Source organism: Rhodoplanes sp. P11 (genome assembly GCF_964266735.1).
Classification (GTDB): domain Bacteria; phylum Pseudomonadota; class Alphaproteobacteria; order Rhizobiales; family Xanthobacteraceae; genus Rhodoplanes; species Rhodoplanes serenus.
The window spans coordinates 380,001-394,969 of sequence record NZ_CAXWGY010000012.1 but is presented as its reverse complement, the minus strand read 5'-3'; the positions used below and the strand labels follow the sequence as shown (position 1 = coordinate 394,969).

At 70.4% G+C, this 14,969-nt stretch carries 7 protein-coding genes; 3 read left to right on the top strand and 4 right to left on the bottom strand.

Going from position 1 to position 14,969, the window contains the following annotated elements:
- Nucleotides 1–46: 46 nt before the first annotated feature.
- Nucleotides 47–3,085: a DNA polymerase I gene (gene polA / locus ACFQUV_RS11025; protein ID WP_129608730.1), complete on the top strand. Its 3,039-nt coding sequence runs from the start codon at nt 47–49 to the stop codon at nt 3,083–3,085.
- Nucleotides 3,086–3,103: 18 nt separating this feature from the next.
- On the opposite strand, the gene ACFQUV_RS11020 is transcribed toward polA, so the two are convergent.
- Nucleotides 3,104–4,576 (bottom strand): patatin-like phospholipase family protein, encoded by a 1,473-nt coding sequence (locus ACFQUV_RS11020; protein ID WP_129608731.1) that lies wholly within the window; start codon nt 4,574–4,576, stop codon nt 3,104–3,106.
- Between the two features lie 328 nt (nt 4,577–4,904).
- Here ACFQUV_RS11020 and ACFQUV_RS11015 point away from each other — a divergent pair, with 328 nt between their 5' ends.
- Nucleotides 4,905–6,242: an SLC13 family permease gene (locus ACFQUV_RS11015; RefSeq protein ID WP_129608732.1), complete on the top strand. Its 1,338-nt coding sequence runs from the start codon at nt 4,905–4,907 to the stop codon at nt 6,240–6,242.
- A gap of 37 nt (nt 6,243–6,279) precedes the next feature.
- Here the strand turns inward: ACFQUV_RS11015 and ACFQUV_RS11010 are convergent, their stop codons facing one another.
- Nucleotides 6,280–7,371 carry an NAD(P)/FAD-dependent oxidoreductase gene (locus ACFQUV_RS11010; RefSeq protein ID WP_129608733.1) on the bottom strand — a complete coding sequence of 364 codons (1,092 nt, stop codon included), beginning with the start codon at nt 7,369–7,371 and terminating at the stop codon, nt 6,280–6,282.
- Between the two features lie 344 nt (nt 7,372–7,715).
- Between ACFQUV_RS11010 and clpB the strand changes: the two genes are divergently transcribed.
- Entirely contained in the window at nt 7,716–10,313 is a 2,598-nt protein-coding gene (gene clpB / locus ACFQUV_RS11005; RefSeq protein ID WP_129608734.1) for an ATP-dependent chaperone ClpB, read from the top strand.
- A gap of 153 nt (nt 10,314–10,466) precedes the next feature.
- Here clpB and ACFQUV_RS11000 read toward each other — a convergent pair whose 3' ends face one another.
- Both ACFQUV_RS11000 and ACFQUV_RS10995 read right to left on the bottom strand, forming a co-directional pair.
- Nucleotides 10,467–11,864, bottom strand: a complete 1,398-nt coding sequence (locus ACFQUV_RS11000; protein ID WP_129608735.1) for a nucleobase:cation symporter-2 family protein — start codon at nt 11,862–11,864, stop codon at nt 10,467–10,469.
- Nucleotides 11,865–12,074: 210 nt separating this feature from the next.
- Nucleotides 12,075–14,045, bottom strand: a complete 1,971-nt coding sequence (locus ACFQUV_RS10995) for a M23 family metallopeptidase (protein ID WP_244601547.1) — start codon at nt 14,043–14,045, stop codon at nt 12,075–12,077.
- Nucleotides 14,046–14,969 lie beyond the last annotated feature (924 nt).

Sequence of the window (14,969 nt, the reverse complement as noted above, 5' to 3'; positions counted from 1 at the left end):
CCACCGGCCCCGATCATCGATCCCGCTCACCAACGCCGAGCCGAGAATGTCCGCCGAACCGCTCGCCCGCCCGCTCCGACCGGGCGACCACGTCTTTCTCATCGACGGGTCGTCCTTCGTGTTCCGCGCCTACTTCGCCATGTTCAAGGCGGCGCAGAGCCGGGGCCGCTCGTTCACCCGCTCGGACGGCCTGCCGATCGGCGGCGTGCTGACCTTCTGCAACATGATGTGGAAGATTCTGCGCGAGGGGCTCGACGGTGTCAGCCCGACCCATCTGGCGGTGGTGTTCGACCACTCCGGCAAGAGCTTCCGGAACGAGATCTACACCGACTACAAGGGCCACCGGCCGGAGCCGCCCGACGAGCTGATCCCGCAGTTCCCGCTGATGCGCGACGCGGTGCGCGCCTTCGGCCTGATCCCGGTCGAGCAGGAGGGCTTCGAGGCCGACGACCTGATCGCCACCTATGCGCGCGTCGCCCGCGCGGCCGGCGCCGACATCACCATCGTGGCCGGCGACAAGGACCTGATGCAGCTCGTGCGCGACGGCGTGGTCATGTACGACCCGATGCCCGGCAACGAGCGCCGCATCGGCCGTGACGAGGTGATCGCCAAGTTCGGCGTGCCGCCCGAGAAGGTGCCGGACGTGCAGGCGCTGATCGGCGACCCGACCGACAACGTGCCGGGCGTTCCCGGCATCGGCGTCAAGACGGCGGCGCAGCTCATCGGCGAGTACGGCGACCTCGACACGCTGCTGGCGCGCGCCGCCGAGATCAAGCAGGAGAAGCGCCGTCAGGCGCTGGTCGAGCATGCCGAGACGGCGCGGATGTCGCGCCGGCTGGTGCTGCTCGACGACCAAGTGGATCTCGTCTGCCCGCTCGACGACCTGCTGCTCGACGGCCGCGACGCGAAGAAGCTGATCGCCTTCCTCAAGGCGATGGAGTTCTCGACCCTGACGCGCCGCGTCGCCGAGGCGCTGGCGGTCGATCCCAACGACATCGAGGCCGATCCGGCCCTGCGGGCCACCGGCGCGCCGGCAGCGGACTCGGCGGAGGCCGACGATGCTGCCGCGGCGGCGCCGGAGCCCGCACCGCGCCGGGCCGGCGCCTCGGCGCAGCTCGGCCTCGGGCTCGACGACACCCGCCCGAAGCCGGCCGTGCGGCCAGCCGGCGCCCTGGACGTGGTGGTGACGCCGCAGGAGCGGGCCACCGCCCGCCGCGACGAGCTGGCGCGCCAGAAGTTCGATCGCGCCGGCTACGAGACCGTGTCGGATCTCGCGACACTCGGCCGCTGGATCGCACAGGCGACCGATCAGCATCTCGTGGGGATCGACATCGTCACCGACTCGCCCGATCCGATGCGGGCCGAGATCATCGGTGTCGCGCTGGCGCTCGCGCCCGGGCGCGCCTGCTACGTGCCGCTCGGCCATCGTCGCGGCGACGATCTCCTCGCCGGCGGCGGTCTCACGCCCGGGCAGGTCGATCGCGATGCCGCGCTGGCGCTGCTGCGGCCCATGCTGGAGAGCCCCGCCGTCCTCAAGATCGGCCACGATCTCAAGGCCGACCTGCACGCCGTGGTCCGCCACGGCATCGCGCTCGCGTCGCTCGACGACGTGCAGCTGATGTCCTACGTGCTCGATGCCGGCGTCGCGCCGCACGGGCTCGCCGATCTGGCGCACCGGCATTTCGGCCACGAGGCGCTGGCTCTCGTCGACATCGCCGGCAAGGGCAAGGCCCAGGTGCCGTTCGAGCGGCTGGAGATCGATCGTGCCTGCCCGTATTGCGCCGAGCAGGCCGACATGGCGCTGCGGTTGTGGCGGCTGCTCGAAGCGCGCCTCGTCGCCGAGCGGATGCGCACCGTCTACGAGACGCTGGAGCGGCCGCTGGTGCCGGTGCTGATGCGGATGGAGCGGCGCGGCATCGCCATCGACCGCGCGATGCTGTCGCGGCTGTCCGGCGAGCTGGCCCAGAAGGCGGCGGCGCTCGAGGCCGAGGTGCAGACGCTCGCCGGCGAGCCGTTCAATCTCGGCAGCCCCAAGCAGATCGGCGACATCCTGTTCGGCAAGCTCGGCCTGTCGGGCGGCAAGAAGACCAAGACGGGCGCGTGGTCGACCTCCGCCTCGGTGCTCGACGAGCTGGCCGAGCAGGGCCACGCGCTGCCGGTCAAGCTGCTCGAATGGCGCCAGCTCACCAAGCTGAAATCGACCTACACGGACCTGCTGCCGACCTTCGTCAATCTGGAGACGGGTCGCGTCCACACCACCTTCGCGCTCGCCGCCACCACCACCGGGCGTCTCTCCTCGGCCGATCCGAACTTGCAGAACATTCCGATCCGCACCGAGGAGGGCCGCAAGATCCGCCGCGCCTTCGTGGCGCAGCCGGGAACCAAGCTGGTGTCGGCCGACTACTCGCAGATCGAGCTGCGATTGCTCGCCGAGATCGCCGACATCCCGGTGCTCAAGGCGGCGTTCCGCGACGGCCTCGACATCCACGCGATGACGGCGTCGGAGATGTTCGGCGTGCCCGTGAAGGACATGCCGGCCGAGGTGCGCCGGCGCGCCAAGGCGATCAACTTCGGCATCATCTACGGCATCTCGGCGTTTGGCCTCGCCAACCAGCTCGGCATTCCGCGCGAGGAGGCGGGCGCCTACATCAAGCGCTATTTCGAGCGCTTCCCCGGCATCCGCGACTACATGGAGGCCACCAAGCTGTTCTGCCGCACGCACGGCTATGTCGAGACGCTGTTCGGGCGCAAATGCCATTACCCCGACATCGGCGCTTCGAATCCGTCGCTGCGGGCCTTCAACGAGCGCGCCGCCATCAATGCGCGCCTGCAAGGCTCGGCCGCCGACATCATCCGCCGCGCCATGGTGCGCATGGAGCCGGCCTTGGAGAAGGCGAAGCTGTCGGCCCGCATGCTGCTCCAGGTCCACGACGAGCTGGTGTTCGAGGTGCCGGAGAGCGAGGTCGAGCAGACCCTTCCGGTGGTCCGGCGGGTGATGGAGGAGGCGCCGATGCCGGCGGTGGCGCTCTCGGTGCCGCTGCATGTCGACGCCCGCGGCGCCGACAACTGGGACGAGGCGCACTGAGCTGGCGGCGCGCTCTGCTTACGGTGCCGCTGGCACCGGCGTCGCCGGCGTGACCGGCTCGGCCGCCGCCACGGTGCGGGAGATCGGAGCCGGGGCGCCGAGGCTCTTGAGGAAGGCGCGCACCGACGGATGGCGGGCGACGGCGTCGCCGCCGGCCTCGATCAGCGCGTCGACCTGCTCGGGCGGCAGGCGGAAGCGGGTCGGCACCGCGTTCAGCATCGCGGCGCGCTCCGGCTCGAGCTGGTCGAAGGCGACGCGGCCGATGAAGCCCTCGACGTCGCGGCAGTTCCAGCCGGCCGTCGAGCCGCGCAGGCGCGCCACCTCGCCGGCCGACAGGCTGCATCGCCAGCGCACCAGGTCGTCGCGCCATTTGCGCAGGCTGAGCTGGAAGGCGCTGTAGCTCGACCACACGCTCGACGCGAGCGCCGCATTGGCGGAGGCGGTGATCAGCTCGACGCCGCTCGGCCCGTCCAGCGTGCTGACCCAGTCGCCTTCCACGGCCTGCTCGGAATCGACCACGATGAACAGGATGCGCCGCAGCTTGACGCCGTGCGCCGGCGTCAGCGGACCGTAGGGCGTCTGCGCGGCCTCGCGCACCACCGTGAAGCTCGACAGCCCGAAATTGTCGACGACGCCGCCGTCGACCAGCTTGACGTAGCGCATCGCGCCGTCGCGGTAGCGGGTCAGGCCGCGCGCCACTGCCTTCACCATCGGGCTCGCCTCGGGGTCGTCGCGGGCGCGCACCACCCAGGGCGGCAGCGGCGTCTTGCAGCTCTCCGGATAGGTCGCCAGCACCACCGGCGCGAAGGCGAGCGGCACCGCCGCAGACGCCGCCACCGCGGCCGAGAGCGGATAGCTCGAAATGTCGCTGCACAGCGCCGCGAAGGTGGCGGGCGTGAACACGAAGGGCGTGCGGTTGTAGAGATCGCTCGCGTTGATCACCACATGCGGACGCTGGTTGGCCAGCAAGTTGCCGAAGGTGGCGCCGCCGAACAGATTGGCGTCGAGCCAGCGCCGCAGCGGCACGTCACCGTTGACGCCGCCGCCGAAGGCGCGGGCGATGTTGCCGAACGACACCGCGGTGTTGAGCGCCGCTTCGGCGTCCCGCACCAGGAAACGTTCGCGGAAGTCGTCGAGAGCGGCCCGGCGGCGGAGGCCGAAATAGGCGGCGGTGACCGAGCCGCCCGACACGCCGGTGACGATGTCGACGCGGTCGATCATGGTGAGCGGACGCCCCTCGTAGGGGAGCGGCATCCGGGCGAGCTGCTTGAGCACGCCGAACGAGAACGCTGCCGCCCGCGTGCCGCCGCCCGAGAAGGCGAGGCCCAGCATGACGTCGTCGTCGGCCAGGAAGTCGCCGATGCCCTCGGCGTCACCCACCACGGGGGCAGCGGTCGGCAGGTTTGCGGGCACGTTGCGCATGCCGGCACAGCCCGCCGCGGCCAGGCAGACGCCGAGCAGGACCGTCCAGACGCCGCCGCGCAACCTCATCGATGCCCCTCCGTGCCGCCGGTCGGCGGTCCCGGCCGTTAAAATGCAGCGCAATATGGCGCCGGCGAGGTTACGGAGGCTTTACCGGGGCCCCCCCGCCCTGTCGAGCTCGGGACATCCGCTCGGCGCGGCGGCGACGCGGTCGCAAGACTCGGCTGCCGCTCGCCTTCCGCATGGCTGCCCTGTCGATGCCTTCGCGTAAGGGCTTGTTCGCTTGACTTGAATCCACCCGTCTCGGAGCGTGCCGGCGGCATCGCATGGCGCGCGGGCCGGCATCGCGACCCGGTCCCGAGGATGCGGTCGGCGTCGCCGAGAGGGGGATGGGCAAATGGATCACGGCTTCGTTCCGAACGTCTGGTTCGGGCTCGATCCGATGGCGGTCTCCACCGTGGTGCTGGCGCTCACCTACGCGGTGATCATCTGGGACAAGCTGAACCGAGCGATCGTGGCGCTGATCGGCGCCGCCGTGATGATCCTCGTCGGCGTGCTCGATCAGCACGAGGCCCTGAAGGGCGTCGACTGGAACACCATCGGGCTCCTTACGGGCATGATGATCCTGGTGTCGATCTCGCGCCGCTCGGGCATGTTCCAGTATCTCGCCGTATGGGCCGCCAAGCGCGCCAAGGCGAGCCCGGCCGGCATTCTGCTTCTCTTGCAGATCACCACCGCGGTGCTGTCGGCCTTCCTCGACAACGTCACCACCGTGCTGCTCGTGGTGCCGGTGACCATCGCGATCGTGCGCGAGCTGGACGTGCCGCCCTATCCGTACCTGTTCGCCGAGGTGTTCGCCTCCAACATCGGCGGCACCGCGACCCTGATCGGCGATCCGCCCAACATCCTGATCGGCTCGCTCGCCGGCCTCGACTTCAACGCCTTCCTGATTCACCTCGCGCCGATCATCGTGGTGATCATGGCGGTGCAGCTCGTGATGATCCACCTGCTGTGGGGCCGTAGCCTGAAGACCACCCCGGCCCGCCAGGCGCTGGTGATGGGCATGGACGAGCGCGCCGCCATCGAGGACCCGGTGCTGCTGCGCCAGTCGCTGGCGGTGCTCGGCGCCGTCATCGTCGGCTTCGTGCTGGCGCGGCCGCTGCATCTCGAGCCGGCCACCATCGCGATCGGCGGCGCCGCCGTGCTGATGTTGCTCGACAACTGGCAGCACCATGCCGAGAAGCAGTCCGAGAACGTCCACCGCACCTTCGGCGATGTCGAGTGGATCACCATCTTCTTCTTCGTCGGCCTGTTCATCGTGGTCCACGGGGTCGAGGTCGGCGGCCTGCTGGCGCTGCTCGCCAAGGATCTGGTCGATGCCACCGGCGGCGACATGGCGACCGCCGGCTACGCCATCCTGTGGGCCTCGGCGGTGCTGTCGGCGATCGTCGACAACATCCCGTTCGTCGCCACCATGATCCCGCTCATCAAGAGCATGGCGCCGGCCTATGGCGGGGCGGATGCCATCCAGCCGCTGTGGTGGTGCCTGGCGCTCGGCGCCTGCCTCGGCGGCAACGGCAGCTTGATCGGCGCCTCCGCCAACCTGATCGTGGCCGGGCTCGGCGAGCGCAACGGCGTGCCGTTCCGCTTCGTCACCTACACGCTGTACGGCTTCCCGATGATGCTGGTGTCGATCGCGATCGCCCACGTCTACGTCTGGCTGCGCTACTTCTGACGGGCTCTGTCCCGGGCGCGGCGCGCGGAACGACGCCTCACCGGAGCCGCGCCACGACGTCGTCGGCGAGCGACAGCGCACTGGTGAGGCCGGGCGACTCGATCCCGAACAGGTGAACCAGGCCGGGCAGGCCGTGCTCGGCCGGACCCTCGATCAGGAAGTCGGCGGCCGGCTCGCCGGGGCCGGTGAGCTTGGGGCGAATGCCGCAATAGTCGGGCATCAGCGAGCCGTCCGGCAGGCCGGGGAAGTAGGTCCGGATGCTGGCATAGAAGGCATCGGCGCGGCGCGGGTCGACCTCGTAGCCCTCGGTCTCGATCCACTCCACGTCGGGACCGAACCGCATGCGGCTGGCCAGGTCGAGGGTCACGTGGGTGCCGAGCCCGCCTTCGACCGGGGCCGGGTAGATCAGCCGCGAGAACACCGGGCGGCCCGCATACTGGAAGTAGTTGCCCTTGGCGAGGACGAGCCGCGGCACCCGGGCCGGCGGATAGCCCTCGGTCGCGGCGGCGAGCCGCTGGGCGCCGAGGCCGGCGGCGTTGACCACGGCGTCGACCGTCAGGGTGCCAGGCTCCGCGCCGCCATGGCGCACCGTCCAGCCCTCCGGGCCGGGCGCGAGCCCGACGACCGGGGTGTGGAACGCGAGGGCGCCGCCGGCGTCCTCGATGTCGCCTTGGAGCGCCAGCATCAGCCGGTGGCTGTCGACGATGCCGGTTTCCGGCGACAGCGCGGCGGCGACGCAGGCGAGCGCCGGCTCCAGCCCCTTCGCCGCGGCGGCGTCTAGCATCGTCATGCCCTCGACGCCGTTCACCCGCGCCTGGGCGACCAGCGCCTCGATCTTGGCGACCTCGGCGTCGCGGGTGGCGACCAGCAGCTTGCTGCATTTGCGGTGCGGTATTCCATGGCTCTCGGCATAGGCGTACAGCATCCGCCGGCCAGGCACGCAGTGGCGCGCCCGCAGCGATCCCGGCGGGTAGTAGATGCCGGCGTGAATCACCTCGCTGTTGCGCGACGAGGTGCCGGTGCCGATGGCGCCCGCCGCTTCGGCGACGATCACCTCGTGACCCGACAGCGCCGCCGCCCGCGCCACCGCGAGCCCGACCACCCCGGCGCCGACCACCAGAACCAGCATGCCGCCCTCCGTCGCCGCCCTGGGGCGGCCGGCGTCCCGCTAACATCCGGACGGCGGCGGGGCAATTGCCGTCCGCGAACGGCTGCCCGGCCTCTCGAATTGAGCGTCGCCGGGTGGCCCGCCTCCCCTACCGCGGGCGGGGCGGCATTCCCACATTTCTCACGACAGGCGTGGCGCCGTTCCGGGCCGCGCCGGGTTGACACACCGGCGCGCCCAGCGCGCCGGTGTGTACGCACTGGCGCGCTGAGCGCGCCCCTGTGACGCAACGGCGCGCCGAGCGCGCCCCTGTGACGATGGCCGCCGCGTGCCTGCGGGGCGGGCGGCCAGGCCGAGGGAGACGAGTGATGAACTTCGACAAATACACCGATCGGTCGCGCGGATTCGTTCAATCCGCGCAAGCCCTTGCGCTTCGTGAAGGGCACCAGCAGTTCGCCCCCGAGCACCTCCTGAAGGTGCTGATCGACGACCCCGAGGGCCTCGCCTCCGGGCTGATCCAGCGCGCCGGCGGCAATGCCCGCCAGGTGGCGACCGCGGTCGAGACGGCGCTCAAGAAGCGCCCGAAGGTCGCCGGCTCGGGCGCCGGCCAGCTCTACATCGATCCGGCGCTGGCGCGGGTGTTCGACACCGCCGAGAAGGCGGCCGAGAAGGCGAAGGACAGTTTCGTCACGGTCGAGCGGCTGCTCCTGGCGCTGGCCATCGAGAAGGATTCCGAGGCCGGCCGGGCGCTCGCCGCTGCCGGCGTCACGCCGCAGAACCTCAACGCCGCCATCGAGACGCTGCGCAAGGGCCGCACCGCCGACTCGGCCTCCGCCGAGAACGCCTACGATGCCCTGAAGAAGTACGCCCGCGACCTGACCCAGGCGGCGCGCGACGGCAAGATCGATCCGGTGATCGGCCGCGACGAGGAGATCCGCCGCACCATTCAGGTCCTGTCGCGGCGCACCAAGAACAACCCGGTGCTGATCGGCGAGCCCGGCGTCGGCAAGACCGCCATCGTCGAGGGGCTGGCGCAGCGCATCGTCAACGGCGACGTGCCGGAGAGCCTCGCCGACAAGAAGCTGCTGGCGCTCGACATGGGCGCGCTGATCGCCGGCGCCAAGTACCGCGGCGAGTTCGAGGAGCGGCTGAAGGCCGTGCTCCAGGAGGTGACCTCCTCGGACGGCGGCATCGTCCTGTTCATCGACGAGATGCACACCCTGGTCGGTGCCGGCAAGGCGGACGGCGCCATGGACGCCTCCAACCTGCTGAAGCCGGCGCTCGCCCGCGGCGAGCTGCACTGCATCGGCGCCACCACGCTCGACGAGTACAAGAAGCACGTCGAGAAGGACGCGGCGCTCGCCCGCCGCTTCCAGCCGGTGTTCGTCTCCGAGCCGACCGTCGAGGACACCATCTCGATCCTGCGCGGCCTCAAGGAGAAGTACGAGGCGCATCACGGCGTTCGCATCACCGATGCGGCGATCGTCGCGGCCTCGACGCTGTCGAACCGCTACATCACCGACCGCTTCCTGCCCGACAAGGCGATCGACCTTGTCGACGAGGCGGCGGCGCGGCTGAAGATGCAGGTCGATTCCAAGCCCGAGGAGCTCGACTCCATCGATCGCGAGATCGTCCGGCTCAAGATCGAGCAGGAAGCCTTGAAGAAGGAGCACGACCCGGGCTCGCGGTCGCGGCTCGGCGGATTGGAGACCGAGCTGGCGGCGCTGGAGCAGCGTTCGGCCGAGCTGACGGCGCGCTGGAAGGCCGAGAAGGAGAAGCTCTCCGACGCCCAGAAGCTCAAGACCGAGCTGGATCAGCTCCGGGTGGAGCTCGCCAACGCGCAGCGCCGCGGCGAGTACCAGAAGGCCGGCGAGCTGGCCTATGGCCGCATTCCGGAGATCGAGAAGAAGCTCGCCGCCTCCGAGGCCGCCGACGGCAAGGGCGCCATGGTCGAGGAGGCGGTCACGGCCGATCACGTCGCCCAGGTGGTGTCGCGCTGGACCGGGGTTCCGGTCGACAGGATGTTGGAGGGCGAGAAGGAGAAGCTTCTCAAGATGGAGGAGGGGCTGGCTCGCCGCGTGGTCGGCCAGGCCGAGGCGGTGCGGGCGGTGTCGACCGCGGTGCGCCGCGCGCGTGCCGGCCTTCAGGACCCCAACCGGCCGATCGGCTCGTTCATGTTCCTCGGCCCTACCGGCGTCGGCAAGACCGAGCTGACCAAGGCGCTCGCCGAGTTCCTGTTCGACGACGAGCAGGCGATGGTGCGCATCGACATGTCGGAATACATGGAGAAGCACTCGGTCGCCCGGCTGATCGGCGCGCCGCCCGGTTATGTCGGCTACGAGGAGGGCGGGGCGCTGACCGAGGCGGTGCGGCGGCGGCCCTATCAGGTGATCCTGTTCGACGAGATCGAGAAGGCGCACCCGGACGTCTTCAACGTTCTGTTGCAGGTGCTCGACGACGGCCGGCTCACCGACGGGCAGGGGCGCACGGTCGACTTCCGCAACACCCTGATCGTGATGACGTCGAATCTCGGCTCGCAGTTCCTGGTCGATCAGCCGGAGGGCGAGGACAGCGACGCCGTCAAGGATCAGGTGATGGCGGTGGTGCGGGCCTCGTTCCGGCCCGAGTTCCTCAACCGGATCGACGAGATCATCCTGTTCCACCGGCTCAAGCGGGACGAGATGGGGCGGATCGTCGAGATCCAGCTCGGCCGGCTCCAGAAGCTGTTGGACGAGCGCAAGATCCGGCTGGTGCTGGAGCCCAAGGCGCGGGAATGGCTGGCCGACAAGGGCTGGGACCCGGCCTATGGGGCGCGGCCGCTCAAGCGGGTGATCCAGAAGGCGCTGCAAGACCCGCTCGCCGAGCTGATCCTGTCCGGCAAGGTCAAGGACGAGGAGACCGTCACGGTGACGGCCGGCAAGTCCGGCCTCGCCTTCAACGGCGAGGTGGTGGCCCGGGCCGCGTGAGCGGCGGCGGCGTCGTGTCGCGCCGTCCGCCCGTGGCGCCGATGTCGAGCTTCAGCATCGGGTTGCGACAACGAAACGGCCGGCCGAGATGCCTCGGCCGGCCGTTTTTCGTGGTGGCTCCCGCGGCGCCGCGGTGCGGCGCCCGGGAGGCGATCAGACGTGCTCGGCGGCGGCTGCCGTGTCGGCTGCGTCATGCTCCGCCTTCTCGGCCGAGCCGATGCCGTTGAAGAAGGCGTTGAGGATCACCGACACGATGGCGGTGAGCAGGATGCCGGACTCGAGCAGCGGATGCAGGGCGTGCGGCAGCACCTTGAAGAAGTTCGGCGCCACCAGCGGGATCATGCCGAAGCCGACCGCCAGCGCGACGATGAACGGATTGAAGCGGTTGGTCTTGAAGTCGACGCCGCCGAGGATGCGGATGCCGGTGGCCGCCACCATGCCGAACATCACGATGCCGGCGCCGCCCAGCACCACCTGCGGCACCGCCTCGACCAGCGCCGACATCTTCGGTGCGAGGCCGAGCAGCAGCAGGATGACGCCGCCCGCCGCCGTGACCCAGCGCGACCGCACGCCGGTGACGCCGACCAGGCCGACATTCTGCGAGAACGAGGTGTACGGGAAGGTGTTGAAGATGCCGCCCACCAGCGTGCCGACGCCGTCGGCGCGCAGGCCGCGGGCGATCGCCTTCTGGTCGACCTTGCGGCCGGTCATCTCGCCGAGCGCCAGGAACATGCCGAGCGACTCGATCATCACCACGATCATCACGATGCACATCGTGACGATCGGGACGATGTGGAACTGCGGCATGCCGAAGTGGAACGGCAGCACCAGGTCGAACCAGGGGGCCGAGGCCACCTTGGCGAAGTGCATCTTGCCGAGGAAGGCGGCCAGCCCCGAGCCCGCCACGATGCCGAGCAGGACCGCGATGTTGGAGACGAAGCCCTTGCCCCAGCGCACCAGCGTGAGCACGATCAGCAGCACGAAGAGGGCGATGGCGAGACCTTCCATCTGGGCGTAGTTCGGGTTCGGGAACGCCCCGGGCACGCCATCGACCACCTTGGTGATGGTGGGCAGCCCGCCGCCGGCCCAGTTGATGCCGACGCGCATCAGCGAGATGCCGATGATCAGGATGATGCAGCCGGTCACCACGGGCGGAAACAACGGCAACAGCCGGCTGATGAACGGCGCCACGATGATGCCGAACACGCCGGCCGCGATGACCGAGCCGTAGATGCCGAGCAGGCCGATGTCCGGCGAGGCGGCCATCGACAGCATCGGGCCGACCGCCGCGAAGGTGACGCCCATCATGACGGGCAGCCGGATGCCGACGCCGGGGAAGCCGACGCACTGCACCAGCGTGACGATGCCGCAGGCGAACAGGTCGGCGCTGATCAGAAAGGCGACGTCCTCGGGCGGCAGCTTGAGGGCGCGGCCGATGATGAGCGGCACCGCGACGGCGCCGGCATACATCACGAGGACATGCTGGAGGCCGAGGGTGACGAGACGAGGTGCCGGAAGGACTTCGTCGACGGGATCGAAGGCGCGCTGCAAGGTCTCCCCCCTTACGGTTGGGCGGCGATGGACGAAGCGAAGTGAAATCGCGTGTCTATCGCGAGGAGTGCACCGCGATACACACGCGGTTCGCAGGCCCGGGGACGGGGGCAGCCCGGCACGGGCTCGGAACGCTCCACCCTATGGTGGTAGAGCGCGCGAGCATGATCACGTTTCGGGTGGGGCGGCGTCCGATAATTTACGGAGAAGTCACGAGCGGCTGGATTGCGCCACACGCGCAGGCGTCTGACCCATCATGCCGTTGATCCGGTCGCGCTCGCGCTCGAAGCCGACGAGGGTCGGGCCGTCGAGCACCCGGCCGCGCGGCAGGCGCACCCGCATCGGGTCGACGAAGCGGCCGTTGACCAGGATCTCGTAGTGCAGATGGGCGCCGGTCGAGAGGCCGGTGGAGCCGATGAAGCCGATCACCTGGCCCTGCCGCACCCGGGTGCCGATCTCCATGCCGCGCGCATAGGCGGTCATGTGGCCGTAGGCGGTCTCGTAGCCGTTGGCGTGGCGGATGCGGATGTACTTGCCGTAGCCGGATTCCCAGCCGACCTTCTCGATGGTGCCGTGACCGGAGGCGAAGATCGGCGTTCCCATCGGGGCCGACCAGTCCACGCCGGTGTGCATCTTGGTGTAGCCGAGGATCGGGTGGTGGCGGGAGCCGAAGCCCGAGCGCATGATGCCGGTGGCGACCGGCTTGCGGACCAGGAACTTCTTCGCGCTCTTGCCGGTCTCGTCGTAGTAGTCGACGACGCCGTCGTCGGATGTTTGGAAGCGGTAGTACTTCTTGGTCTCGCCGCCGACCACCAGGCCGGCATAGAGGATTTCCGAACGTCCCGCCGTATCCTTCCCGGCGGTGTCGTCCTCGCCCGCATAGACCACCTCAAACGAGTCCCCGGCCTGCGCCCGGCGCTGGAAATCGACGTCGTACGAGTAGATGCGGATCAGATCTTCGATGACGGGGCGCGGAATGTTGTTGCGCAGTGCGGTATCGTAGAGGCTCTGATACAGGCGGACGCCGGTGCCGTCGTCTTCCTCGTCGTCCGGCTCGCTGACCTGCTGGGTCATGGCGCTCTGGACGTCGACGGCCACATACTTGCCGAGGTCCGACAGGGCGACCACCGCCTCGATGGCGGTCTCGCCGATCAGCATCACCCGGGCCGGCTGGCTGCGGCCGCCGGGTGCGGGCGACAGCAGGACGCGCAGCTTCTGGCCCTCGCGCAGGGCGTCGCGGCCGCGCGGGCCGAGCAGGGCGGCGATCGCCCGGATCTCCTCGGCGGTGGCGCCGAGCTCGCGCAGCATCGAGGCGACCGTGTCGCCTTTCTTGACGGGGACGATGCGCTCGTTGGCGGTGCTGCCGCCGGTCGTCTGGCTCGCCGTCTTGGGCAGCAGCGTGATGTTCTCTGGAACGATCCGCGCCTCGAAGCCGGCATAGGGGTCGATCGCGCCCTCCACCGCATAGGCGAGGCGGGTGCCGGTGAGATCCGCGGAGGCGTAGCGGGTCGAGCCGGCGCCGGTCCAGTTGGCGGCCTCGCGGACGCGGCCCAGCACCTCGTCGAGCGGCACCGTGACGGCGATCTTGGCGCGCGGCAGCACGCTGCCGAGATCGCGGGTCACGTAGGTGACCTCGGCGTCGGGCGCGGCGGCGCCGTCGTCGGTCGATGCGGTGGCGGCGCCCGGCTCGGCGATCAGCTTCTGCGGATTGAACGGCGGGATCGTGCCGGCGGCCTCGCTGAGCGACAGCGACAGGTTGGCGCCGACCCGGACATAGGGGCGCACCCGCACCATCTCGCGGTCGCCGATCCGGGCCGTCGTGGACACCCGGATGACGTGACGGGCCGCCACCGTCTCGCTGGCGGTCGGCAGGCGGTCGCCCTTGCGGCTGGCGGTGCGCTCACCCTGAGTGCCGAGGGTGCCGCGCAGGCCGGCCTCGAATCGCTCGGGGCTCGCGGCGAAATTGGCTTCCCCGTCGAGAGCGGCGAACACCGCGCCCCCCATCAGGGCGGCGCCGCACAGGCCTGTCAGGATGGTGCCGCTGAACCATTGGACCGAGATGCGGCGACGGTCGAGCTCGCCGACCTCGCCGTCCACCGACAGCGGCGGCTCGTTGCCGAGATCGATGGCGGCGGGACTCGGTCCCGGCCGATACGGCCCGCGCGGCCTGCCTTGATCCACGGCCTTCGTTCCCCCTTGTCGAGCGACCGGGCGGCCGCTCTCATCCAGATTCGGCGCCGCCCCCCGGCGGCACGACGACAGCGCGGCGCCATGAGCGCCAAGCCGGCCGGTCGGTCCCTCGCCGCGATCGCGCTGCGGCCGATCGGCCGTCGTTCGGACAGTGCCGTCTTCGAGCGATGTCGTCTTCGAAGACCGTGCTGTGGAACGACGGTGCCGTTCGGAGATCGAGCCGTTCGGAGATTGCGCCGTTGGGGCAGCGCCTTCAGGCCGAGACTCCGGACGGTGTTCGGTCGGTCGCGTCGACGCGGCAGGCCGTCGAAACCCTGGATGGACTCCCTTACCCGTACGCCACCACAGTCGCCCGAAATTTGTGGCCGCAATGGGGCTTCCGGCCGCAACGGCCGCACTCGGCGGGCGGGTGTGGCCGGCGCGACACCGGGGCGGGGTGCTGCCGGGGCTGCGTCGGGCGATTCGCGCTCTGCCGGCCGACGCCGCTGCGCCGATCGACCGCGTCGGTTCGCCGGCCGCCCGTTCGCGGTCGGCCATTCGTGGCCCGGCCGCGGCCGGCCTGCGGGCTGTTGGGGGAAAACTGGCGCCGGGGGTGGAGTGGTGGAGTGGCCGGGAGACGGGAGACACGGCCAGCCTCCTATCCGACGAATGTGCGCTCGTGGAGCGCGTCCCCGCCCCTGCGGCCCGATCGGTGCGGCGCCCCCGCCTCGCGGACGGGTGCCGAGTGCGGGATCGGTCCCCGCTCGGTCGTCCTCTCAGTGGGGCGTCTCCCGCGAGCGAGTGGGGCTGAGTCCGCAGCGAGTGGGACGACGCTCGGGTTCGGTCGGTGGGCGAGCAGTGGGCAGGCCGGGGAGGGGCGGCGGCCCGCCGACGGCGCCGCCGTCACCCCGGTTTGGCCGGCCGAGCCGCAATGGC

Bases quoted from the DNA above. Each gene is read 5' to 3' on its own strand.
- ACFQUV_RS11020 (WP_129608731.1), bottom strand. From the start codon at position 4,576: ATGAGGTTGCGCGGCGGCGTCTGGACGGTCCTGCTCGGCGTCTGCCTG.
- ACFQUV_RS11015 (WP_129608732.1), top strand. From the start codon at position 4,905: ATGGATCACGGCTTCGTTCCGAACGTCTGGTTCGGGCTCGATCCGATG.
- polA (WP_129608730.1), top strand. From the start codon at position 47: ATGTCCGCCGAACCGCTCGCCCGCCCGCTCCGACCGGGCGACCACGTC.
- clpB (WP_129608734.1), top strand. From the start codon at position 7,716: ATGAACTTCGACAAATACACCGATCGGTCGCGCGGATTCGTTCAATCC.
- ACFQUV_RS11010 (WP_129608733.1), bottom strand. From the start codon at position 7,371: ATGCTGGTTCTGGTGGTCGGCGCCGGGGTGGTCGGGCTCGCGGTGGCG.